The organism is Streptomyces sp. NPDC006326, assembly GCF_040612915.1.
In the GTDB taxonomy this organism is placed as follows: domain Bacteria; phylum Actinomycetota; class Actinomycetes; order Streptomycetales; family Streptomycetaceae; genus Streptomyces.
In genome coordinates this window covers 181247-202554 of record NZ_JBEXRC010000002.1, presented here as the reverse complement: position 1 = coordinate 202554, position 21308 = coordinate 181247, and the positions used below count along the sequence as shown (strand labels likewise).

Below are 21308 nucleotides of genomic sequence, written 5' to 3'. Positions count from 1 at the left end.
CGCCGCGCCCGTCCCGGGCCGATCAGGCGTCCATCACCCGGTCGAACTGGGTGGTGGTGTGCCGCAGGTGGGCCACCAGCTCGTCGCCGACCTTCGGCTCCGGCGCGTCCGAGGGCACGAACAGGATCGAGACCTGCATGTGCGGTGGCTCCGCGAACCAGCGCTGCTTGCCCGCCCACACGAACGGCGACAGGTTCCGGTTCACGGTGGCCAGGCCCGCCCGGGCGACGCCCTTGGCGCGCGGCATCACCCCGTGCAGGGCCTTCGGGGCCTCCAGGCCCACCCCGTGCGAGGTGCCGCCCGCGACCACGACCAGCCAGCCGTCCGAGGCGGCCTTCTGCTGGCGGTAGCCGAACCGGTCGCCCTTGGTGACGCGCGTGACGTCCAGGACGGCGCCGCGGTATTCGGTCGCCTCGTGGTCGCCCAGCCACAGCCGGGTGCCGATCCGGGCCCGGAAGCGGGTCTGCGGGAACTGCTGCTGCAGCCGCGCCAGCTCCTCGGCCCGCAGGTGGCTGACGAACATGGTGTGCAGCGGCAGCCGGGCCGCGCGCAGCCGGTCCATCCAGCCGATGACCTCTTCGACGGCGTCCGAGCCGTCCGGCCGGTCCAGCGGCAGGTGCAGGGCGAAGCCCTCCAGCCGGACGTCCTCGACCGCCGAGTGGAGCTGCCCCAGGTCCTGTTCGGAAATGCCGTGGCGGCGCATCGAGCTCATGCACTCGATGACCACGCGGGCGCCGACCAGGCCGCGGACCCCGTCGAGCGAGGACACCGAGCGGATGACCCGGTCCGGCAGCGGCACCGGGTCCTCGCCGCGCCGGAACGGGGTGAGGACGAGCAGGTCGCCGCTGAACCAGTCCTTGATGCTGGCGGCCTCGTACGTCGTCCCGACGGCCAGGATGTCGGCGCCCATCCGGGTCGCCTCCTCGCACAGCCGCTCGTGCCCGAATCCGTAGCCGTTGCCCTTGCAGACCGGGATCAGTCCGGGGAACTGGTCCTGGACCTGCTTCTGGTGCGCACGCCAGCGCGCGGTGTCGACGTAGAGCGTGAGCGCCATGCCCGTCCGGAGCCTCTCTCGAAAAGCTGCGTGTGCAGCGGTGCGGTGTGGTGGGGTGCGGCGGCAGGTCAGCGACGGGACATGTAGATGTCGAGCGCCTTGTGCAGCATCTTGTTGAGCGGGAAGTCCCACTCGCCGACGTACTCGACGGCCTCGCCGCCCGTGCCGACCTTGAACTGGATCAGGCCGAACAGGTGGTCGTTCTCGTCCAGCGTGTCACTGATCCCGCGCAGGTCGTACACGCCGGCACCCAGAGCGTACGCATCGCGCAGCATCCGCCACTGCATCGCGTTCGACGGCCGCACCTCGCGCTTGTGGTTGGCGGACGCGCCGTACGAGTACCAGACGTGCTGGCCGACGGTGAGCATGGTGGCGGCGGCCAGGGGCTCCCCGTCGTGCTTGGCGATGTAGAGCCGCATCCGGTTCGGGTCCTCGGAGTTGAGGGCCGTCCACTGGCGCTGGAAGTAGCTCAGCGGCCGCGGGCGGAACTTGTCGCGCTCGGCCGTGATCTCGTACAGCTCCTGCCACACCGGCAGGTCCTCGTAGCCGCCCTGGACGACCTCGACACCGGCCTTCTCGGCCTTCTTGATGTTGCGGCGCCACAGCTGGTTGAAGCCCTTGAGGACGTCGTCCAGCGAGCGGTTGGCGAGCGGCACCTGGAAGACGTAGCGGGGCTGTACGTCGCCGAAGCCGGCGCCGCCGTCCTCGCCCTGCTGCCAGCCCATCCGGCGCAGCTTGTCGGACACCTCGAAGGCGCGGGGCTCGATGTGCGAGGCCTCCACGTCGCGCAGGCGCTTGACCTCGGGGTCCTGGATGCCGGCCTTGATCGCGGCGGCGTTCCAGCGGCGGATGACGACGGGCGGGCCCATCTTCACCGTGAACGCGCCCTGCCGCTTGAGGTGGGCCAGCATCGGCTGGAGCCATTCCTCCAGGTTCGGGGCGTACCAGTTGATGACCGGACCCTCGGGGAGGTACGCGAGGTACCGCTTCACCTTGGGCAGCTGCCGGTACAACACGAGTGCGGCGCCGACGAGTTCATCGTTCTGGTCGAACCAACCGAGGTTCTCGGACCGCCACTCGTTCTTCACGTCGGCCCACGCCGGGACCTGGCAGTGGCTCGCCGAGGGCAGGCTCTGGAGGTATCCCAGATGCTGCTCTCGGCTGATGGTCCTCAGGGACAGGCTCATGCGGGGCGTCTCCTCCGGCGGCTTCGCTGGCTATGGCGCGAAGCCTACTGCGACAAGGGCGCCACCCTTCTGGGGGACGGGCCGTGCCCGGGCCGGGTGCGGGCCGGCGCCCTGTCGCGGAGGAGTCCCCGGTCAGCCCAGCCAGCCGCCGAAGAGGCCGCCGTGCGCCATGCCGAGGAAGAAGCCGATGGCCGAGGCCCCAAGGCCGATGATCAGTGCGAAGCGCTCGCGTGTCGTGACGGAGATGAACTGCCCGTACGCGCCGGTCAGGATTCCGATCAGCCCGGTCCACGAGCTGAGCAGGTGAAGGTTGTGGAAGAACGCCGTGACGAACGCCACGGCACCGAGGACCAGAGTGACCGCCAGCAGGGTGTCCTGCAGCGGATGGGGCTTGCCGTCGGTCGAGAAGAGGGAGATCGACTGGGACGAGGGCTGGCGTCGCATTGCCTGTGCCATCGGAAGGCACCTCCTGGCTGAGCAGAGCGGTGCTGCGGCGGAGGTCACCGACAGAGCCGGAGACATAGCACCGCGCACACCCGGTGCATACAGAGTGTGGCCTCTTCCTGCCGGATTTCAACCGGAAGGAGTCGAGCAGGTAGTCTGTACGGTCTGCGCGGTGTCTGCTCTGTGGACACCGTGCGCACGCATCACGACCCTCCTGCCACGGAACGACCGTGGCCGCTGAGTCCAAAGGAGGTGGGTTCCACATGCGTCACTACGAAGTGATGGTCATCCTCGACCCCGATCTTGAGGAGCGCGCTGTCTCCCCGCTGATCGAGAACTTCCTCTCCGTCGTCCGTGAGGGCAACGGAAAGGTCGAGAAGGTCGACACCTGGGGCCGTCGTCGTCTCGCTTACGAGATCAAGAAGAAGCCCGAGGGCATCTACTCGGTCATCGACCTCCAGGCCGAGCCTGCGGTCGTCAAGGAGCTTGACCGACAGATGAACCTGAACGAGTCGGTTCTCCGGACCAAGGTCCTTCGCCCCGAGACCCACTGAACTCCGGTTCAGCGGTAATCGGGACCGAGTAGCACAGCAGCCCAGCAGCAATCCCCGCCGAGAGGTTCACCCATGGCAGGCGAGACCGTCATCACGGTCGTCGGCAATCTCGTCGACGACCCCGAGCTGCGCTTCACCCCCTCGGGTGCGGCGGTCGCGAAGTTCCGTGTCGCGTCCACCCCCCGCACCTTCGACCGTCAGACCAATGAGTGGAAGGACGGCGAGAGCCTGTTCCTGACCTGCTCGGTGTGGCGGCAGGCGGCCGAGAATGTCGCCGAGTCCCTCCAGCGGGGCATGCGCGTCATCGTGCAGGGCCGGCTGAGGCAGCGGTCGTACGAGGACCGTGAGGGTGTCAAGCGCACGGTCTACGAGCTGGACGTCGAGGAAGTCGGCCCCAGCCTGAAGAACGCCACGGCCAAGGTCGCCAAGACCACGGGTCGCGGCGGCCAGGGCGGGTACGGCGGCGGCCAGCAGCAGGGCGGCGGCGGTGGCTGGGGCGGAGCCCCCAGCGGCGGCGCACCCCAGGGCGGCGGAGCTCCCTCCGACGACCCGTGGGCGTCCAGCGCGCCGGCCGGCGGCCAGCAGCAGGGCGGCGGGGGCGGCTGGGGCGGAAGCTCCGGCGGTTCCGGCGGCGGCTACTCGGACGAGCCTCCCTTCTAGGGAAGCCCGCATCCAAACTTCTTGATCACACAGGAGAGACACCATGGCGAAGCCGCCTGTGCGCAAGCCTAAGAAGAAGGTCTGCGCGTTCTGCAAGGACAAGACCGCGTACGTGGACTACAAGGACACGAACATGCTGCGGAAGTTCATTTCCGACCGCGGCAAGATCCGTGCCCGCCGCGTCACCGGCAACTGCACGCAGCACCAGCGTGACGTCGCCACGGCCGTGAAGAACAGCCGTGAGATGGCGCTGCTGCCCTACACGTCCACCGCGCGATAAGGAAAGGGTGACCGACCAATGAAGATCATCCTGACCCACGAGGTCTCTGGCCTCGGTGCCGCCGGCGATGTCGTCGACGTCAAGGACGGTTACGCTCGCAACTACCTGGTCCCGCGCGGTTTCGCGATCCGCTGGACCAAGGGTGGCGAGAAGGACGTGGCGCAGATCCGCCGCGCCCGCAAGATCCACGAGATCGCGACCATCGAGCAGGCCAACGAGGTCAAGGCCAAGCTTGAGGGCACGAAGGTCCGTCTGGCCACCCGCTCGGGTGACGCCGGCCGCCTCTTCGGCTCCGTGACCCCGGCCGACATCGCCACGGCGATCGAGGCTTCCGGTGGTCCGAAGGTCGACAAGCGCCGCGTCGAGCTGGCTGCCCCGATCAAGACCCTCGGTTCGTACCAGGTCTCCGTGCGTCTGCACGCCGAGGTCGCCGCGAACGTGGGCGTCGAGGTTGTCGCCGCCTAAGTGCTGCGTATGAAGGGCCGCACCCCCTGGGGTGCGGCCCTTCGTCGTTTCTCGTTGTTTCACGTGAAACGTCGCCCCCGGCGGGCCGTGTTTCACGTGAAACAACGTCCGGGCTCAGCGGGTCGCGCCTGCCACCAGCCACCGGCCCGAGCGAGCGCGCAGCTGGAGGGTGGCCATCCGGACCAGCATCATCACCGTCATGGCCCACCACAGGGTGGTCAGGCCGCCGCCCACGACCGGGACGAGCAGAGCGGCCGGGGTGAAGACCGCCAGGGTGACGAGCATGGCCCATGCCAGGTAGCGGCCGTCGCCCGCGCCCATCAGGACCCCGTCGAGCACGAACACGACGCCGGCGACCGGCTGGGCGACGGCCACGACGAGCAGGGCGGGCAGTAGGGCGTCCACGACCGCCTGGTCGCTCGTGAAGAGCGGGATGAACAGGGGGCGCGCGGCGACCACCAGCGTGCCCAGCAGGACGCCGCAGACGATCCCCCACTGCACCATGCGGCGGCAGACGGCCTTGGCGCCGATGGTGTCACCGGCGCCGAGGTAGCGGCCGATGATGGCCTGCCCTGCGATGGCGATCGCGTCCAAGGCGAAGGCCAGCAGGCTCCAGAGCGAAAGCAGGATCTGGTGGGCGGCGATGTCCACGTCGCCGAGGCGAGCCGCGACCGCGGTCGCGAGCATCAGAACGGCGCGCAGGGAGAGGGTCCGGACGAGCAGGGGCACGCCGGCCTGGGCGCAGGCCCGTATGCCGGTCGCGTCGGGCCGCAAGGACGCCCCGTGTCGGCGCGCTCCTCGGACGACCACGGCGAGGTAGACGGCTGCCATGGCGCCCTGGGCGAGGACCGTGCCCCAGGCCGATCCGGCGATGCCCAGGCCGGCTCCGTAGACGAGAGCGGCGTTGAGGCCCGCGTTGAGGGCGAAGCCGCCCACGGCCACGTAGAGCGGGGTCCGGGTGTCCTGGAGGCCGCGGATGACACCGGTGGCGGCAAGGACCATGAGCATGGCCGGGATGCCGAGGGCCGAGATCCGCAGATAGGTGACCGCGTAGGGGGCGACGGTGTCGGAGGCCCCGAAGAGGGCGACGAGCTCGGGCGCCGTGGGCACGACCGCGGCGACGACGGCCGTGCCGAGCAGGAGGGCGAGCCACATGCCGTCCATGCCCTGACGGATGGCTGCCTGCAGATCGCCGGCTCCGACCCTGCGGGACACGGCCGCAGTGGTGGCGTAGGCGAGGAAGACGAAGACGCTCACTGCGGTGGTGAGCAGAGCAGCGGCGATGCCGAGGCCGGCCAGTTGGGGGGTGCCGAGGTGCCCCACGATGGCGCTGTCGGCCATGACGAACAGGGGCTCCGCGACGAGCGCGCCGAAGGCCGGGACGGCGAGCGCGAGTATCTCTCGGTCGTGCCGTCTCGGGGCAGCCTCCGGCCGGACGAGGGCTTGGGTCATGAGTCCAATCTAATCTTCCACAGGTAATAGACGCAAGGTGCATGTAGTCCTTACTTCAACACCTGCTGCGACGTTCTGGGCACCCCATTGGAGGCGAACTCGAACCTGGCGCCAAGAAAATTTCGACCCACAGGGCGCGGAGAGGAAAACCGCAGGTCACATGGGGTGCAGGGGGTGGCTGGGTGATTTTGTCCACAGCGTCGTCCCCCGCTCCGTGCACAGCTTCCGGGGACTTACCCACAGCATTCGCTCCGTCATCCACATCTCATCCACACAGCCTGTGGATAACAAGATTGGCTGACGTCGCTCCCGGGCCTACCGTTGGGCGTTGCCCGGCTCGGCCACCGCCGGTCCGGGCGTCCCGAATGTCAGAGCCGTGTCGTAGAAACTGTCGCACGGCGAGGTCCGCGTTGCGGACGGGAGGAGGCGGCCCGGTGAGCATGCCCGAGCCCTTGGACGACCCCTGGGCCGACAGCGGTCCCGGTGACCGTCTGCCCACCCGTTCCCGCCGCGGCAGCGAGGGCCGGGGCAGGGACGAGCAGCACGAGCGGGGTCGCGAGGGAGGCTCCTGGGACGGCGGCGGCGGGTTCGAGCGCGTTCCGCCGCAGGACCTCGATGCGGAGCAGTCCGTACTCGGCGGCATGCTGCTGTCCAAGGACGCGATCGCCGACGTGGTCGAGGTGATCAAGGGGCACGACTTCTACCGGCCCTCGCACGAAACGATCTACCAGGCCATCCTCGACCTCTACGCCAAGGGGGAGCCGGCCGACCCGATCACGGTGGGCGCCGAGCTGACCCGGCGCGGCGAGATCAGCAAGGTCGGCGGCGCCTCCTACCTGCACACCCTCGTGCAGTCGGTACCGACCGCGGCGAACGCCGAGTACTACGCGGAGATCGTCCACGAGCGGGCCGTCCTGCGCCGCCTGGTCGCCGCGGGTACGAAGATCACGCAGATGGGATACGCGGCGGACGGTGACGTCGACGAGATCGTCAACAGCGCCCAGGCCGAGATCTACGCCGTCACCGAGCAGCGGACCTCCGAGGACTACCTGCCGCTCGGCGACATCATGGAGGGTGCGCTCGACGAGATCGAGGCGATCGGCTCCCGCAGCGGCCAGATGTCGGGTGTCCCCACCGGCTTCACCGACCTCGATTCGCTGACCAACGGCCTGCACCCGGGCCAGATGATCGTCATCGCCGCCCGTCCCGCCATGGGCAAGTCGACGCTCGCCCTGGACTTCGCCCGGGCCTGCTCCATCAAGAGCAACCTGCCGAGCGTCATCTTCTCCCTCGAAATGGGGCGCAACGAGATCGCGATGCGCCTGCTGTCCGCCGAGGCGCGGGTGGCGCTCCACCACATGCGCTCGGGGACGATGACGGACGACGACTGGACCCGGCTCGCCCGCCGGATGCCGGACGTCTCCGCTGCCCCTCTCTACATCGACGACTCGCCCAACCTGTCGATGATGGAGATCCGGGCCAAGTGCCGGCGCCTCAAGCAGCGCAACGACCTCTCGCTCGTCGTCATCGACTATCTCCAGCTGATGCAGTCGGGCGGCTCGCGCCGTCCCGAGAGCCGCCAGCAGGAGGTCTCGGACATGTCCCGAAACCTCAAGCTGCTGGCCAAGGAGCTTGAGGTCCCCGTGATCGCGCTGTCCCAGCTGAACCGTGGTCCCGAGCAGCGCACCGACAAGAAGCCGATGGTCTCCGACCTGCGTGAGTCGGGCTCGATCGAGCAGGACGCCGACATGGTCATCCTGCTGCACCGTGAGGACGCGTACGAGAAGGAGTCGCCCCGCGCCGGTGAGGCGGACCTGATCGTGGCCAAGCACCGCAACGGCCCGACGGCGACGATCACGGTCGCCTTCCAGGGCCATTATTCGCGGTTCGTGGACATGGCCAACACGTAGCATCCGTCCATGGATGCCCACGCTGAAGACCTGGATCTGCTCCCCTCCACGCGGCGCGCGCTGCGGCACCGTATTGCCGTCGCCCAGAGCGAAGGCCGTGCGCCCTCGGTGGTGGCCGCGGTCCTGCGGGACGGTGCGGTGGTCTGGGAGGGCTCCCGGACCTCGGTCGAGGGGCACGGGCCGGACGGGAACGTGCAGTACCGGATCGGCTCGATCACCAAGACTTTCACGGCCGTTCTCGTGATGCGCCTGCGGGACGAGGGTCTGCTGGGGCTGGGGGATCCCCTGGAGAAGCACCTGCCGGGGTCGGGGGCCGGCGAGGTGACCGTCGGACAACTCCTGGCGCATACGGGCGGGCTCGCGGCGGAGACCCCGGGTGAGTGGTGGGAGCGGACCCCGGGTGCCCAGCGTCCGGAGCTCGCGGACGTGCTGGGGGAGGAGCCCTTCCGTTTCGAGCCCGGGCGGCGCCACCACTACTCCAACCCGGGCTACACCCTGCTGGGTTCACTCGTCGAGGCGGTGCGCGGCAAGCCCTGGGAAGAGGTGCTGCGGACCGAGGTGCTGGACCCGCTGGGACTGCACCGGACGACGGCGCAGCCGCAGGCTCCGCACGCGGGCGGATGGGCCGTGCACCCCTGGGCGGACCTCATGATGCCGGAGCCCGCGCAGGACCTGGGCCTGATGGCCGCGGCCGGCCAACTGTGGTCGACCACCCAGGACTTGGCACGGTTCGCCCGGTTCCTGCTGCGGGGTGACGAGCAGGTCCTGAGCCCGGAGACGGTACGCGAGATGCGGACGTCGGCGGCTCCCCCGGAGCCCGGCTTCGCCGACCTGGGATACGGGCTGGGGCTGCAGCTGGCGGAGAGCCGCGGACGCCGGCTCGTCGGACACAGCGGCTCGCTGCCGGGCTTCGTCGCAGGTCTGTGGGCGAGCGAGGCGGACGACCTGGCGGCCGTCGTACTGGCGAACTGCACCTCCGGCCTGCCGGCCGCGACGGTGGCCATGGACCTGGTGAACCTGGTGGCAGACGCGGAACCGCGGATGCCCGAGCCGTGGAAGCCGTTCCCCGAGGAGCATCCGGTGGCGCTGGACCTGTGCGGCCCCTGGTACTGGGGTACGGCGCCGCACCTCGTGCGGCTGACCGCCGACGGGCTCCTGCACCTGGGACCGGTGGGCGCGATGGGGCGTACGGCCCGCTTCCGGGCGGAGCCGGACGGCACCTGGCGGGGCCTGTCCGGCTACTACGCGGGCGAGACGCTGCGCGCGGTACGGCGGACGGACGGTGCCGTGAGCCACCTCGACCTCGGGTCGTTCGTGTTCACGCGGGAACCCTATGACCCGGAGGCCCCGGTGCCCGGCGGCGTGGACCCGCAGGGCTGGCGCGGCATCGGCCGCTGAGACCGCGCGCTCCTCGGCTGCCTAGGCGGTGAGCTCCCGCTCCAAAGGAGTGCGAAACCGCGGGGTGATGCGGGCGTCGCCCACCCAGCGGCCGAGGCGGGCGGCCTCGGTGGTGATCGCCTCCTCGGCGGTGCGACCGCGGTCGGCCAGCAGCCGCCAGACGATCTCGCCGTCGGCGCGCTGCGCCCAGCCGCCGACGATCTCCCCGTTCCACCAGACGGTCGGACCGATGTTGCCGGCGTAGTCGAAGAGGATGCTCCGGTGGGCGGCGTCCAGGTGGAAGCTTCGGTCCGCCCAGCCCATGCTGCTGGGGTCGAGGCCGGGGAGGAAGGCGGCCCAGGGCTCGGGAGCGGATTCGGACCCGGTGTCCCCCGGGCTGACGAGAGCGAGGGTGCCGTCCTCCAGGCGGACCTGGTCGGGCCCGACGGCGGCGAGGGCCTTGCGGACGTCGGTGAGGTTCCAGCCGGTCCACCAGGCGAGGTCGGCCTCCGTGGCCGGCCCGTAGGAGCGGAGCCAGCGGCGGGCGATCTCGGCGCGGGCTTCGGCGGCGGGTACGTCGGGCCAGGGTGCGGTGTGCACCCAGCGGTACTGGCTGGAGGTCCACGAGCCGCGCGGCCGGTCCCGGCGGATCCTGCCGTCGGCGGCCAGGAGGCGGATGACGCGGGTGGCGACGCCGGTCTCGGCCTCGTACTTCTTTCCCCGCCCGACGGTGATCTTCCGGCGGAGGGCCGGTACAGCGGCCGAAAGCTGGCTGCCCGTGGAAGGGCCTCGCGTGTCCAGGGCGTCGAGTGCGGCTGCCTCGGCCTGGGCGAGCCAGTCGGCGTCGAGGCCTTGGCCGTCCTCCTGGAGGTGTTTGAGCAGCGTGCGCCGTTCCTTCAGGGCGATGCCGCGTGCGGTGGAGGCGTACACGTACGGCGCAAGGGCGGTGGACACGGCGAACAGCGTGTTGCGCATGCTCAGCAGCCGGACGAGGCTGACGTCCTCGTACAAGGCCTTCTCGATCACGGCGGGGCCCCCCTCCGCCAGGCGGGCGCGGGCGGAGAGGAAGACGGTCGCCGCGTCCGTGGCGTGGAGGGCGACCACTGCGTCCGCCACCTCGGGCACCGCGTCGGCGTGGGCCGAGGGGGCCAGACAGTGGCGACGGCCGAGCCGGTTCCGGCGCTCGGCGACCGTGATGAGGGGAAGGGCGCTCATCTTCCCGATCGTAGGCCGGGCCGGCTGTACGGGCCCCGCTCTCGACGTGTTCGATCAGAGGGGGAGTTTGAAGCCGACGTGGGACGCGGTGAAGCCGAGCCGCTCGTAGAAGCGGTGCGCGTCGGTCCGGGTCGCATCCGAGGTCAGCTGGACGAGTTGGCAGTTCTCCCGCCGGGACTGGTCGATGGCCCATTGGATGAGCCGGGTGCCCAGACCACCGCCCCGCTCGTCGGCGTGCACCCGCACGCCCTCGACCAGGGAGCGGGTGGCTCCCCTGCGGGACAGGCCCGGGATGACGGTGAGCTGGAGGGTGCCCACGACACGGCCCGCGCGGACGGCGACGACCAGGTGCTGGTGGGGGTCGTCCGCCAGACGCTTGAGGGCCGTCAGGTAGGGGGTGAGATCGCCGGGGGACTCCCGAGTGGCCCCGAGGGGGTCGTCCGCGAGCATCGCCACGATGGCGGGCAGGTCTTCTTCGGTGGCGGGCCGGATGTCGAACTCGGCGGCGTCAGCCATGGAGTGTTCCTTTCCTGGAGCTACGGGGGGCCGGTCGGGGCCGGGCCCGGCCCCGACTCCGCGGGACATCCGCTAGCCGGCTGCCACGGTGAGCGGGGCCCAGCGGCGGGTCCAGTCGCCGGGCAGGCCGGGCAGGCCGCGGGTCATGACGGCATTGAAGGCCACCGAGACCATGCCCCGGTTCTTGAGCCAGGCGAGGAGTTCCTCGTGCCGTACGTCGATGTCGGTGCGCAGGGGCCGGTCGGTCGTGGCGGCCAGCGCACCGACGAGCGCCTGGGCGCCGGCTGTGTCGCGCGCGACCAGCGGGCCCACGACATGGGTGTCCATGTTGGGCCAGAGCGCACCGTATCCGAGGAGGTTGCCGCTCTCGTCCTCCGCCACCAGCAGCCGGTCCGCGAAGGCGGGAAGCCGCGTGATCATGTGGGTCCGGTCGGTACCGAACACCTCGGTGTCCAGGCGGAGGATGCGCGGGATGTCCTCGCCGGCGGCAGGCCGCACCCGTACCCCATCCGGCTTCGAGACTGCGGCGTCGGCTCGGAAGTCCCCCATGAGCATCTCGGCGCGGCCCGTGGTCTCGAAGCCGAGTTCCTCGTAAAGAGGACGGCCGTACGGCGTGGCGTGCAGGGTCAAGGGGATGCCCATGAGCACCCCGTCGCAGATGTGCGTCATCAGGCGGCGCCCCAATCCCTGGCGGGCGTAACGGCCGGCGACGAGGACCATCCCGATGGCGGCCAGGTCCGGCTTCGCGTGAGGGCTTCCGTACGAGGTGACAACGCAGGCGGCGGCAAGGCCCTGCCCATCGGGAGCATCGATGCCATAGCCGTTTCCGGCGGCGAGCAGCAGCCCCCACTTGTGATCCTCGCGGGGCCAGCCCCGGTCTTCGGACAGGTCGGCGCAGCGGCGGAGATCGTCCACAGTCAGCGCACGGATCGGCAGGTCGGTGAGGTGTGGTCGTGTCACCGGCTCAGCCTGGATCATCAAAGTGTGGCCCGTCCAGGGGATTTGAGATCTACGTTTCACGTGAAACGAGGTGGCGTTCCCAGGGCAGGAACCGATGTTTCACGTGAAACCACGAGACGTTTCACGTGAAACAGACCTCGCTCTCCCGGCGACGAACAAGCTAGCCTCGGCTGCCATGACCCTCCTGCATCTCTTCGATCTCGACGGCACGCTGATGTATGGCTCGGCGGCGCCGACCGAGATCTCCCGGCAGCTCGGCCTCGGTGCGGAGATCGCCGAACTGGAGCGGTCCTTCAGTGCGCGGGAGATCGGGCCGCACGAGTTCTCGGTGGCCGTGCACCGGCTGTGGGCCGAGCTGACGCCCGCGCATGTCCGGGCGGCCTTCGACGGCTCTCCGTGGCTGACCGGGATCCGCGAGGTGTGGCAGGAGATCCGCGAGCGCGGGGACTACTGCGCGGTGATTTCTCTGTCGCCGTCCTTCTTCGTGGAGCTGCTGCTGGAGTGGGGCGCCCATGCCGCGCACGGCTCGGTCTTCCCCGAAGTGCCGTTCACCCGGCCCGTGGACAGCGCGGGAATCCTGACACCGGAGGGCAAGGTGACCGTGGCGGACCAGCTGTGCGCGCGGTTCGGGGTCAGCCGCGCGGACTGTGTTGCCTACGGGGACTCCGTGACCGATGCGATCCTCTTCGAAGCCGTCTCGGTGTCGGTTGCCGTCAACGCGCCTGCCTCCCTGGCGGAGCGGGCGACACACGTGTACGTCGGGCGGGACCTGCGGGAGGCGTACCGGCTGGTGGACATGGCACGCACGGGAGTCCCGGCATCTTAGGGGGAGGCGGGTCCGAAACGCGGATTTTCCGCGTTTCCCCGCGAGCGGCCAGGGGGGCTGGCAGGCTGTGAAGCCCGGAACCACGGATTCGAAGGCCGTGGCGTGCTTACCGACGAGATGCTCGAAGCGAGGCACCACATGGACGCTCCGCCCACCAGACCGGCCACACGGACGGGCCGGATACCGTCCGGGGGCGGTGCGGCCGAGCCCTCTCCGGACGCAGTGCTGATCCGCCGGACCCTTGAGGACATCGCGCCGGTCGCCGACAAGGTGACCTCCTACTTCTACGCCCTGGTCTTCACGGGGCATCCCGAGGTACGCGGCATGTTCCCGGCCGCCATGGACGCACAGCGCGATCGGCTGCTGAAGGCCCTGCTGACGGCCGCCGAGCACATCGACAACCCGGACGTGCTCGTCCCCTATCTCCGGCGGCTGGGCACCGGCCACCGCAAGTACGGCACGATGGCCGGGCACTACCCGGTGGTCGGTGAGGCGTTGATGTCGGCGCTGGCCCGGTACGCCGAGCGCAGCTGGGGTCCCGAAGCGGAGGCCGCATGGGTGCGGGCCTACACGTCGATCTCCCAGATCATGATCGACGCGGCAGCGGAGGACGAGATGAAGTCCCCGGCCTGGTGGCATGCCGAGGTGGTCTCCCATGATCTGCGGACTCCGGACATCGCGGTCCTGACGGTCCGCCCTGATCAGCCGTACCCCTTCCTCGCGGGCCAGTACACGAGCCTGGAAACCCCGTGGTGGCCGCGGGTCTGGCGGCACTACTCCTTCGCCTCGGCCCCGCGCGCCGACGGACTGCTCTCCTTCCACGTCAAGGCCGTTCCGGCGGGCTGGGTCTCCAACGCCCTGGTCCGCAATGCGCGCCCCGGCGACGTACTGCGGCTCGGGCCGCCCGCCGGATCCATGGTGGTGGACCACAGCACCGACAACGGGATGCTCTGCCTCGGCGGCGGTACGGGCATCGCGCCGATCAAGGCGCTGATCGAGGACGTGGCCGAGCACGGCGAGCGCCGCCGGGTCGAGGTGTTCTTCGGAGCACGCCGGGACGACGACCTCTACGACAAGGACACCCTGCTGGGGCTCCAGCGCTCGCATCCGTGGCTTTCGGTGCGCCCGGTGGTCTGCGAGGGCTTGGCCGGACAACTGCCCCAGGCCGTGGGGGAGCACGGGCCGTGGAGCTCGTACGACGCGTTCATATCGGGGCCGCCCGCGATGATCCGCAGCGGTGTGGACGAGCTCAGGCGGATCGGCATACCCCGTGAGCGGATCCGCTACGACGCGCTGGAGGGACTGGCGGGCGTCGCCGGCTGAGACCGGCGGGCGCCCGCCCTTCTCTTGCAGAACAGGATCAACCCAGGTCGGGGGCGTGCATGGCGCGTACGCCCTCGATGTTCCCGTCGAGGTAGTGGCGCAGGGACAGCGGAACGAGATGGACGGCGGCGATACCGACCCGGCTGAAGGGCACGCGGACGATCTCGTATTCGCCCGCCGGCTCGTCGACCTCGGGACCGTGCCGCTGGCTGGGGTCCATCGATTCGAGGTGGCAGACGAAGAAGTGCTGCACCTTGACGCCGGTCACTCCGCCACCGGCGATGTGCTCGACGGTGTCGACGAAGCAGGGCACCACATCGGTGATCTTCGCGCCGAGTTCCTCGTGGACCTCGCGGTGCAGGGCGTCGACGACGGTGGCGTCCGAGGGCTCCACCCCACCGCCGGGGGTGACCCAGTACGGGTCGACGCCGGGCTTGGTGCGTTTGATGAGGATCAGGTCGTCACCGTCGAGCAGGATCGCGCGGGCGGTGCGTTTGACCACGGGACGTTCGGTCATGGGAGAAGAGTGGCCCAGAGTTCCGTTCCTGAAACGCGCCCCCGGGAAACGGCCCGCAGGTGGGGCCCTGTCCGCGGGCCCCGGGTCTCACCAGTGGGCGGCGGCGCGCAGCAGCTGGTCGTGGGCACGGGCAAGGTGGGCGAGGGAGAGGCTGCCGGCCCGCACCACGAGGAACCAGGTGCGCAGCGGGGGTACGGGCGGTTCCAGCAGGGAGACGATCTGCCCGCGGTCCAGCGCGTCCTGGCACAGGTAGCGGGGCAGTACCGCGAGCCCGGAGCCGGACCGGACGCATTCCAGTACCGCCCTCAGGTCGGGGGCGACGACCGTGGCCGCGTCGGGGCGGGTGCCGGGGCGGGTCTCGAAAACGGTGGCCCAGTAGCGGGTGACGAGCGGCAGGCTCTCGTGGACCTCGACGAGAGGAATCCCGTCGAGGGCCGCCGGCCCCTTGTCGCGGAGCCGGTCCGGATCGATGAGGGCGGCCCAGTACGGCGCGGTGACCAGGACGTGCTCCTCGTCGCACAGGGGCGTGGCGCTGAACAGGGCACCGCGGGGGCGGGCCGTGGTGACGACGAGGTCGTGGTGGCCGGAGGCGAGCCCGTCGAGGATCTCCTCCGTCCCGGTCAGCAGGGCGGTGCGCAGGGTGTGGCCCTGGCCGACGAGGGGTGCCAGGGCGGGCAGCACCCGCAGGGACAGGAACTCCGGTGGGCCGGCCAGGTGCAGGGTGCGTAAGGCCCCGGCGGCCTCCCGCTCGACCTCGGTGATCCGCAGCAGGGCGTCGAGGTGGGGGGCGGCCTTGTGGGCCAGTTCGTCACCGACGGCCGTGGGGGTGACCCCTCGGGCACGTCGGTGGAACAGGGGCCGGCCGAGCTGGCGTTCGAGAGTGCGGATCTGCGAGGTGACGGCGGGCTGGGACAGCCCGAGGAGCGCGGCGGCCCGGGTGAACGAGCCGGCCCGGTGCACGGCGACGAACGTACGCAGCAGGGCCAGGTCCATGAAGGCCCCCTCTCGGTGGGACCTTCAACTATAAATATGCCGATAGGCCCCTGTCGTTACCGTGATTGGACTCTGACGCTGAGTCAACTAGCCTTGTCGTCGTGGTTCTTCGTGCAGGAACCCGAGGCGGTCCGAGCCAGGAGGGGGGAGGCTCGGACCGCCGTCTCGTTTCGCCGCTGCTCACGCCCCCGCGGCCGCGGATTCCAGGGCGCGCAGCACGTCCGCGACCAGGTCCTCGGTGTCCTCGGCCCCGGCGGAGAACCGGATGAAGCCCTCCGGGACGGCGTCCCCGCCCCACCGACCGCGCCGCTCGGCGGTGGACCGTACCCCGCCGAAGCTGGTGGCGTCCTCGACCAGTTGCAGGGCGGCCATGAAGCGCTCGGCGTGCGCGCGGTCCGGGAGCGTGAAGGAGACGACCGAGCCGAAGCCCCGCATCTGCCGGGCGGCGGGCTCGTGCGAAGGGTCGGAGGGCAGGCCCGGATAGCGCAGACCGGCCACCTCGCCGCGGTCGACGAGGGCCTCGGCGACGGCCAGTGCATTGGCCCACTGCCGCTGGGCGCGCAGCTGGAGCGTGGCCAGCGAGCGGTGGGCGAGCCAGGCCTCCATGGGACCCGGGATGGCGCCGACGATCTTGCGCCAGCGCCGGACGGCTGCCGCGAGCCGGGGATCGCGGCAGACGACGTACCCGAGCAGCAGGTCGCCGTGGCCGGTCAGGCCCTTGGTGCCGCTGGCGACGGAGAAGTCCGCGCCCAGGTCCAGGGGGCGCTGGCCGAGCGGGGTGGCGAGGGTGTTGTCGACGGCCACGAGGGTGCCGCCCGCACGGGCCGCCTCGGCCAGGCGCCGGATGTCGCAGACGTCGAGCCCGGGGTTGGACGGGGTCTCGATCCACAGCAGGCGCGCCCCGTCGAGCACGGCGAGCTGCGCGTCGTCGCCCGTCGGGGCCGTGCGGACGTGGACGCCGTACGCCTCAAGCTGTTCCCGGACCAGGGGCAGCGCCTGATAGCCGTCGTCGGGCAGGACGACCGTGTCCCCGGCGCGGGTCTGGGAGAGGAGGACGGCGGAGACGGCGGCCATGCCGGAGGCGAAGACGACCGTGTCCACCCCGTCCTGGCCGGGCGCCTCAAGTTCCCCGATGGCGCGCTCCAGCAGGGTCCAGGTCGGGTTGGTGTCGCGGCCGTAGGTGTACGGACCTTCGACCGCGCCGGGGAGGTGGAAATGGGCGGCGAAGACCGGCCCGGGCAGGGGCGGTTCGTTCTTGACGGGGTCGGGAAGTCCGGCCCGGACGGCCCGTGTGCCGTCGCCCGGCCGGGACGCTGCTGCCCTGACCGCCTCGGTGGGGGCGCCGCGGTCGCCGTCGTGCTGGTCGCGCTGGGGGTGGTTCATGCGCTGTTCAGTCCTTGTCCGGCAGGGCCACGTTCACGGCCCAGGACACGACGGAGATGATCAGGCCGCCGATCAGGGCGCTCCAGAAGTTCTCCACGTCGAAGCTGAGGTCCAGCTGCTTGGCCAGCCACGAGGTCAGCAGCAGCATCAAGGCGTTCACGACGAGGGTGAACAGGCCGAGGGTGAGGATGAACAGGGGCAGCGAGAGGAGCTTCACCACCGGCTTGACGATGAAGTTCACCAGGCCGAAGACCAGCGCGACCAGGATCAGCGTCAGGGTCCTGCGGCCCAGGGAGCTGCTGTGGTCGTCGAGGGTGATGCCGGCGACCAGCCAGATGGCCACGGCGAGGGCTGCCGCGTTCGCGAGCGTCTTGACTACGAAATTCGTCATGTGTCTGATCGTGGCAGAGAAGATCCCCGTGGAACATGCGCAGATCAGCGGATGCCGGGGAACCTGACGAACACGAGGGGCACGACACGATGAAGGCCTTCCGGCTGGACGAGCTTGAGGCGGAGCGGCTCGCGAACGACGGCGCCTACCTGCAGTTCCTGCGCGAGCGGAACATGTCGGTGGGGCTGTACGCCCTCGATGCCGGCCAGAGCGACCCGCAACAGCCGCACCGCCAGGACGAGGTGTACTTCGTCGTGAGCGGGCGCGCCTCGATCACGGTGGGCACGGAGACGACGGCGGTGGCCCGCGGCAGCGTGGTCTACGTTCCGGCCGGGGTCCCCCACAAGTTCCACCACATCACGGAGGACCTCAAGGTGCTCGTGGTGTTCTCACCGCCGGAGGCGTGACGGCCCCTCTGCGGGAGGGCCCGGGTCCCCCGCCCCCTAGGGGGCGGATCAGGGGACTGCGGGGGCTCCTGGGCCCCCGGCCCGGTCCGTGGACTCCTAGCATCGAGAGCAGGAAGTCAACGGACGAGGAAGAGGAAGAGGTCGAGGACATGGACGGCATCCGCGAGACGCTGGCAGGCATGCCCTGGTGGGTGAAGTGGGTCGCCATCCCGCTTCTGGTGGTCTTCGTGTTCGGCGGCGTCATCACCAGCATCCTCAGCGCGCTGATCGGCTTCGTCTTCGACGTGCTGCTCTTCGTCGCTCTCGTGGGCGCCCTGGTCTTCCTCGTGAAGAAGTTCAGCGGGAACGGCGCGAAGTCCTCCTCCGGCGAGTGGTAGGTCCCGGCCCCGTCGGGTGGTGACTAACCCAGGTGGGCGAACATGAGGTGCGAAACCCCTCACACCGTTGGAATCGGCGGATAGAGTGGCAATCTGTGCCGATCCCTGGGCACCGAACGCCGGTAGATCCGCTCTGACCTGCGGTGATGTCTAGGACCAGCCGAGCACGACCCCCAGGAACCACGGACCGTGCGGGGGCGGCCCCCGCAGGGCGGGTCACTCCGAGGCCCGCCGCCACGCCTGGGGGTGAGCTTTGTCTTCGCTTCACAACGCCGGTGTGCCGACGCTGATCGGGTCGGTGCAGAGGGCGCTGAGGCTGCTCGAAGCGGTGGGTTCCCACAGTGAAGGGGCCCCGGCGAAACAACTGGCCCGCGAGGCCGGGCTCCCCCTTCCCACCGCTTACCACCTGCTGCGCACCCTCACCCACGAGGGATATCTGCGCCGCGAGGGCGGGGTGTTCGTCCTCGGTGACGCCGCCGGGCGGCTGGCACGCGCCGGGCTGCAGCAGAAACGTCGCAGCATGATCCTCGAATCGCTGGCCCACTTCCGCGACGCGGTCGGGGCCCCCGTCTACTTCGCGGTGTTCCGCGAGGGTGAGATCGAGGTCGTCGGCGTCTCCGACACCCCGGCCAACCCCGCCTGTGAGGAGTGGGCCGATTTCCGCGAGACCGGCCACGCGCACGCCATCGGACAGTGCCTGCTGGCGCAGCTCGACGAGGAGACGCGCAAGGACTACTACGACCGCCACCCGGTCGGCCCCCTCACCGCTTACACGGTCCGGGACCAACGCGCGCTGGAACACCGGATTGCGTCCCTGGGCCGGATGCAGCCGGTTACGGAGCGTCAGGAGTACGTGCTCGGCACGGTGTGCGCCGCGATCCCCATCACGGCCGGCGATACGGCCGCAACGATGGCGATTTCCCTTCCCTTGCACCAAGAAGACCGATTGCGCTCTGCGGTTGATCGGCTACGGAGTGAAGTAGGCGCGCTGTTGAGCACCCTCTCGTTCTCTATCAGTATCTGAAATCTCACTCCTTGTGATCTGCCAGCGCTTACACCACCCTTGTCAAGAGGTCCCTGGGGATCATTCCTGGCCACTTCCACTACAGCGGGGTAGGCAATGCGCGAGTCGGTACAGGCAGAGGTCATGATGAGCTTCCTCGTTTCCGAGGAGCTCTCGTTCCGGATCCCGGTGGAACTCGGGTACGACGCCCGTGATCCCTATGCCGTACGCCTGACCTTCCACCTCCCCGGAGACGCCCCCGTGACCTGGGCGTTCGGCAGAGAACTGCTGCTCGACGGCATCAACAAGCCCTGTGGCGACGGTGATGTGCACATCGCCCCCACCGACCCCGACGAGCTGTCAGACGTCCACATCCGCCTCCAGGTCGGTGCCGACCGAGCCCTGTTTCGTGCGGGTGCGGCTCCGCTCGTCGCCTTCCTCGACCGGACCGACCGGCTGGTCCCCCTCGGTCAGGAGCGCAGCCTCGGCGACTTCGAGGGGCACCTCGACCAGGCGCTCGGCAAGATCCTGGCCGAGGCCCAGCAGAACGAGCGGAACGCCGGCTGACCTCTCGCGGCGCCGGGCGTCAGCGCTTGCGGCGCCGGCCCCGGCCCGTGCGGACCGGCCCCGACGCCGCCGCACCGGCCGGGGACCCGGGCCGGTCGGCGGACACGACCAGGGCGGCCAGTGCGGTGGTGACCGGGACCGAGGCCACCAGGCCGATCGACCCCACCAGGGTGCGGACGATCTCCTCCGCGACGAGCTCGCTGTTGGCCACCGAGCCCACGCTGCTGTTCGCGATCGAGAACAGCAGCAGCAGGGGCAGTGCGGCGCCCGCGTAGGCGAGGACCAGCGTGTTGACCACCGACGCGATGTGGTCGCGACCGATCCTGATGGCCGCCCGGTACAGGGCGCGCGAACCCATAGACGGGTCGGCCTGGTGCAGCTCCCACACGGCGGAGGTCTGGGTGACCGTCACATCGTCGAGCACGCCCAGGGATCCGATGATGACGCCTGCGAGCAGCAGGCCGCTCATGTCGATGGCGGGGTAGAGCCCGTGGATCAGTCCGGTGTTGTCGTCCGTGTTCCCGCTCAAGAAGGCCCAGTCGATGAACAGCGAGCCGAGCAGCCCGATCAGCAGCAGCGACACCAGTGTGCCGAGGACGGCGACCGAGGTCCGGGCGGTCAGTCCGTGGCACATGTAGAGCGCGATGAGCATGATCGCGCTGGCCCCGATGACCGCGACCACCAGCGGATTGGAGCCCTGCAGGATGGCCGGGAGGATGAAGAGTGTCAGCACTCCGAAGCTGACGACCAGTGCGATCAGGGCGAACACGCCGCGCATCCGGCCGACGACGACCACGGCCACGGCGAAGATCCCGGCCAGCAGCGCCAGCGGGAGTTTCCGGTTCACGTCGATCACGGAGTACTGCAGGTCCCGGGGCGCGTCCGGGGCGTAGGCCACGACCACCTCCTGGCCGTCCGCCAACTGCCGCGGGGCGCCGGGCTGGACGATCTCGGTGAAGGTGCGCCCCTTTTCAGGGCCGGTGCTGACCTCGACGGTGGCCTTCTTGCACTGACCGGTCTGTGCTGCCTGCGCTTCCCGGCCTTCCGGGGTGGAGGTGTCGCCGGTGGGCGGAACCTGCGAGACGTTCACCGATTTGCAGTCGACCTGTTCGAGGGCGACGACCTTGCCCTGCTGGGTCTGGCGGTCGAAGCCCACACCGGAGCGCTCGTGGGCGGGGGCGCCGCCCGGCCAGAGCACCGCCATGCCGACGAAGACCGCGGCGGCGAAGGGGATCAGTACGGCCGCGATGACCCGGCGCAGATGCCGGGAGACGGGAGCCGCCGGTCCGTGGCCGTGACTGTGTCCATGGCCGTGTCCATGACTGTGCCCGGAACCGTGGGGAGGCCCGGGGGCGTGCCCCGGACCCGCGTGCGCGTGGCCCGGGTGACCGGAGGGCTCGGAGTGATCGGCGGGGGGCTGCGGCGAGGACGTCACCGGCAGATCATC

At 70.1% G+C, this 21308-nt stretch carries 24 protein-coding genes; 12 read left to right on the top strand and 12 right to left on the bottom strand.

Translation table 11 applies throughout. The features are described 5' to 3' along the window. Window positions 1–22 precede the first annotated feature (22 nt). The 3 genes from ABZ128_RS02620 to ABZ128_RS02610 form a co-directional block, all read right to left on the bottom strand. Window positions 23–1054, bottom strand: a complete 1032-nt coding sequence (locus tag ABZ128_RS02620; RefSeq protein ID WP_356845628.1) for an alanine racemase — start codon at window positions 1052–1054, stop codon at window positions 23–25. Between the two features lie 68 nt (window positions 1055–1122). Beyond that, window positions 1123–2241, bottom strand: coding sequence for a peptidoglycan bridge formation glycyltransferase FemA/FemB family protein (locus tag ABZ128_RS02615; protein ID WP_356845627.1), 1119 nt, complete (start codon window positions 2239–2241; stop codon window positions 1123–1125). Window positions 2242–2373: 132 nt separating this feature from the next. Continuing rightward, window positions 2374–2697, bottom strand: coding sequence for a hypothetical protein (locus ABZ128_RS02610; RefSeq protein WP_356845626.1), 324 nt, complete (start codon window positions 2695–2697; stop codon window positions 2374–2376). A 251-nt stretch (window positions 2698–2948) separates the two neighbouring features. Here ABZ128_RS02610 and rpsF point away from each other — a divergent pair, with 251 nt between their 5' ends. The 4 genes from rpsF (at window position 2949) to rplI (ending at window position 4644) form a co-directional block, all read left to right on the top strand. Beyond that, window positions 2949–3239 (top strand): 30S ribosomal protein S6, encoded by a 291-nt coding sequence (rpsF, locus tag ABZ128_RS02605; protein WP_004950685.1) that lies wholly within the window; start codon window positions 2949–2951, stop codon window positions 3237–3239. Window positions 3240–3311: 72 nt separating this feature from the next. Next, window positions 3312–3899, top strand: a complete 588-nt coding sequence (locus ABZ128_RS02600; protein WP_356845625.1) for a single-stranded DNA-binding protein — start codon at window positions 3312–3314, stop codon at window positions 3897–3899. 43 nt (window positions 3900–3942) lie between these two features. After that, entirely contained in the window at window positions 3943–4179 is a 237-nt protein-coding gene (gene rpsR / locus ABZ128_RS02595; RefSeq protein WP_005315025.1) for a 30S ribosomal protein S18, read from the top strand. 18 nt (window positions 4180–4197) lie between these two features. Continuing rightward, a complete protein-coding gene (gene rplI / locus ABZ128_RS02590; protein ID WP_030292603.1) occupies window positions 4198–4644 on the top strand; it encodes a 50S ribosomal protein L9 in 447 nt (148 codons plus the stop codon). Between the two features lie 114 nt (window positions 4645–4758). Here rplI and ABZ128_RS02585 read toward each other — a convergent pair whose 3' ends face one another. Beyond that, complete coding sequence (locus ABZ128_RS02585; protein ID WP_356845624.1) at window positions 4759–6096, bottom strand: MATE family efflux transporter; 1338 nt, start codon at window positions 6094–6096, stop codon at window positions 4759–4761. Window positions 6097–6548: 452 nt separating this feature from the next. Here ABZ128_RS02585 and dnaB point away from each other — a divergent pair, with 452 nt between their 5' ends. After that, window positions 6549–8006: a replicative DNA helicase gene (gene dnaB / locus ABZ128_RS02580; RefSeq protein ID WP_356845714.1), complete on the top strand. Its 1458-nt coding sequence runs from the start codon at window positions 6549–6551 to the stop codon at window positions 8004–8006. A gap of 9 nt (window positions 8007–8015) precedes the next feature. Continuing rightward, a complete protein-coding gene (locus tag ABZ128_RS02575) occupies window positions 8016–9404 on the top strand; it encodes a serine hydrolase domain-containing protein (RefSeq protein WP_356845623.1) in 1389 nt (462 codons plus the stop codon). Between the two features lie 21 nt (window positions 9405–9425). Here the strand turns inward: ABZ128_RS02575 and ABZ128_RS02570 are convergent, their stop codons facing one another. From ABZ128_RS02570 to ABZ128_RS02560, 3 genes are all read right to left on the bottom strand, one after another. Beyond that, window positions 9426–10598 carry a winged helix DNA-binding domain-containing protein gene (locus ABZ128_RS02570; protein WP_356845622.1) on the bottom strand — a complete coding sequence of 391 codons (1173 nt, stop codon included), beginning with the start codon at window positions 10596–10598 and terminating at the stop codon, window positions 9426–9428. A gap of 54 nt (window positions 10599–10652) precedes the next feature. Continuing rightward, the gene (locus ABZ128_RS02565; protein ID WP_356845621.1) at window positions 10653–11114 is read right to left on the bottom strand and encodes a GNAT family N-acetyltransferase; all 462 of its coding nucleotides are present in this window, start codon (window positions 11112–11114) and stop codon (window positions 10653–10655) included. 72 nt (window positions 11115–11186) lie between these two features. Continuing rightward, window positions 11187–12074, bottom strand: coding sequence for a GNAT family N-acetyltransferase (locus ABZ128_RS02560; protein ID WP_356845620.1), 888 nt, complete (start codon window positions 12072–12074; stop codon window positions 11187–11189). 175 nt (window positions 12075–12249) lie between these two features. On the opposite strand from ABZ128_RS02560, the gene ABZ128_RS02555 reads away from it, so the two are divergent. Together ABZ128_RS02555 and ABZ128_RS02550 are read left to right on the top strand one after the other, a co-directional pair. Further along, window positions 12250–12900 (top strand): HAD-IB family phosphatase, encoded by a 651-nt coding sequence (locus ABZ128_RS02555; protein ID WP_356845619.1) that lies wholly within the window; start codon window positions 12250–12252, stop codon window positions 12898–12900. A 117-nt stretch (window positions 12901–13017) separates the two neighbouring features. After that, on the top strand, window positions 13018–14223 hold the full coding sequence (locus ABZ128_RS02550; RefSeq protein ID WP_356845713.1) for a globin domain-containing protein: 1206 nt from the start codon (window positions 13018–13020) through the stop codon (window positions 14221–14223). Window positions 14224–14260: 37 nt separating this feature from the next. On the opposite strand, the gene ABZ128_RS02545 is transcribed toward ABZ128_RS02550, so the two are convergent. The 4 genes from ABZ128_RS02545 to ABZ128_RS02530 form a co-directional block, all read right to left on the bottom strand. After that, window positions 14261–14740 (bottom strand): NUDIX hydrolase, encoded by a 480-nt coding sequence (locus ABZ128_RS02545; RefSeq protein ID WP_356845618.1) that lies wholly within the window; start codon window positions 14738–14740, stop codon window positions 14261–14263. A gap of 87 nt (window positions 14741–14827) precedes the next feature. Next, entirely contained in the window at window positions 14828–15733 is a 906-nt protein-coding gene (locus ABZ128_RS02540; protein WP_356845617.1) for a LysR family transcriptional regulator, read from the bottom strand. Window positions 15734–15913: 180 nt separating this feature from the next. After that, window positions 15914–17116 carry a cystathionine gamma-lyase gene (locus ABZ128_RS02535; protein WP_356845616.1) on the bottom strand — a complete coding sequence of 401 codons (1203 nt, stop codon included), beginning with the start codon at window positions 17114–17116 and terminating at the stop codon, window positions 15914–15916. Between the two features lie 7 nt (window positions 17117–17123). Next, window positions 17124–17507, bottom strand: coding sequence for a phage holin family protein (locus ABZ128_RS02530; protein WP_356845615.1), 384 nt, complete (start codon window positions 17505–17507; stop codon window positions 17124–17126). 89 nt (window positions 17508–17596) lie between these two features. On the opposite strand from ABZ128_RS02530, the gene ABZ128_RS02525 reads away from it, so the two are divergent. From ABZ128_RS02525 to ABZ128_RS02510, 4 genes are all read left to right on the top strand, one after another. Then, window positions 17597–17914, top strand: coding sequence for a cupin domain-containing protein (locus tag ABZ128_RS02525; RefSeq protein ID WP_356845712.1), 318 nt, complete (start codon window positions 17597–17599; stop codon window positions 17912–17914). A 149-nt stretch (window positions 17915–18063) separates the two neighbouring features. Beyond that, the gene (locus ABZ128_RS02520) at window positions 18064–18291 is read left to right on the top strand and encodes a DUF5326 family protein (RefSeq protein ID WP_356845614.1); all 228 of its coding nucleotides are present in this window, start codon (window positions 18064–18066) and stop codon (window positions 18289–18291) included. Window positions 18292–18577: 286 nt separating this feature from the next. Beyond that, complete coding sequence (locus ABZ128_RS02515; RefSeq protein WP_356845711.1) at window positions 18578–19315, top strand: helix-turn-helix domain-containing protein; 738 nt, start codon at window positions 18578–18580, stop codon at window positions 19313–19315. A 96-nt stretch (window positions 19316–19411) separates the two neighbouring features. Next, window positions 19412–19861 (top strand): SsgA family sporulation/cell division regulator, encoded by a 450-nt coding sequence (locus ABZ128_RS02510; RefSeq protein ID WP_356845613.1) that lies wholly within the window; start codon window positions 19412–19414, stop codon window positions 19859–19861. Between the two features lie 19 nt (window positions 19862–19880). Here ABZ128_RS02510 and ABZ128_RS02505 read toward each other — a convergent pair whose 3' ends face one another. Continuing rightward, a complete protein-coding gene (locus tag ABZ128_RS02505; RefSeq protein WP_356845612.1) occupies window positions 19881–21296 on the bottom strand; it encodes a YibE/F family protein in 1416 nt (471 codons plus the stop codon). Window positions 21297–21308 lie beyond the last annotated feature (12 nt).

Coding starts and splice junctions, on each gene's coding strand:
- ABZ128_RS02600 (WP_356845625.1), top strand. CDS start 3,312: ATGGCAGGCGAGACCGTCATCACGGTCGTCGGCAATCTCGTCGACGAC.
- ABZ128_RS02620 (WP_356845628.1), bottom strand. CDS start 1,054: ATGGCGCTCACGCTCTACGTCGACACCGCGCGCTGGCGTGCGCACCAG.
- ABZ128_RS02545 (WP_356845618.1), bottom strand. CDS start 14,740: ATGACCGAACGTCCCGTGGTCAAACGCACCGCCCGCGCGATCCTGCTC.
- ABZ128_RS02570 (WP_356845622.1), bottom strand. CDS start 10,598: ATGAGCGCCCTTCCCCTCATCACGGTCGCCGAGCGCCGGAACCGGCTC.
- ABZ128_RS02550 (WP_356845713.1), top strand. CDS start 13,018: ATGCTCGAAGCGAGGCACCACATGGACGCTCCGCCCACCAGACCGGCC.
- ABZ128_RS02610 (WP_356845626.1), bottom strand. CDS start 2,697: ATGGCACAGGCAATGCGACGCCAGCCCTCGTCCCAGTCGATCTCCCTC.
- ABZ128_RS02555 (WP_356845619.1), top strand. CDS start 12,250: ATGACCCTCCTGCATCTCTTCGATCTCGACGGCACGCTGATGTATGGC.
- rpsF (WP_004950685.1), top strand. CDS start 2,949: ATGCGTCACTACGAAGTGATGGTCATCCTCGACCCCGATCTTGAGGAG.
- ABZ128_RS02585 (WP_356845624.1), bottom strand. CDS start 6,096: ATGACCCAAGCCCTCGTCCGGCCGGAGGCTGCCCCGAGACGGCACGAC.
- ABZ128_RS02520 (WP_356845614.1), top strand. CDS start 18,064: ATGGACGGCATCCGCGAGACGCTGGCAGGCATGCCCTGGTGGGTGAAG.
- ABZ128_RS02540 (WP_356845617.1), bottom strand. CDS start 15,733: ATGGACCTGGCCCTGCTGCGTACGTTCGTCGCCGTGCACCGGGCCGGC.
- ABZ128_RS02565 (WP_356845621.1), bottom strand. CDS start 11,114: ATGGCTGACGCCGCCGAGTTCGACATCCGGCCCGCCACCGAAGAAGAC.
- ABZ128_RS02530 (WP_356845615.1), bottom strand. CDS start 17,507: ATGACGAATTTCGTAGTCAAGACGCTCGCGAACGCGGCAGCCCTCGCC.
- ABZ128_RS02535 (WP_356845616.1), bottom strand. CDS start 17,116: ATGAACCACCCCCAGCGCGACCAGCACGACGGCGACCGCGGCGCCCCC.
- ABZ128_RS02510 (WP_356845613.1), top strand. CDS start 19,412: ATGCGCGAGTCGGTACAGGCAGAGGTCATGATGAGCTTCCTCGTTTCC.
- rpsR (WP_005315025.1), top strand. CDS start 3,943: ATGGCGAAGCCGCCTGTGCGCAAGCCTAAGAAGAAGGTCTGCGCGTTC.
- ABZ128_RS02525 (WP_356845712.1), top strand. CDS start 17,597: ATGAAGGCCTTCCGGCTGGACGAGCTTGAGGCGGAGCGGCTCGCGAAC.
- rplI (WP_030292603.1), top strand. CDS start 4,198: ATGAAGATCATCCTGACCCACGAGGTCTCTGGCCTCGGTGCCGCCGGC.
- ABZ128_RS02615 (WP_356845627.1), bottom strand. CDS start 2,241: ATGAGCCTGTCCCTGAGGACCATCAGCCGAGAGCAGCATCTGGGATAC.
- ABZ128_RS02575 (WP_356845623.1), top strand. CDS start 8,016: ATGGATGCCCACGCTGAAGACCTGGATCTGCTCCCCTCCACGCGGCGC.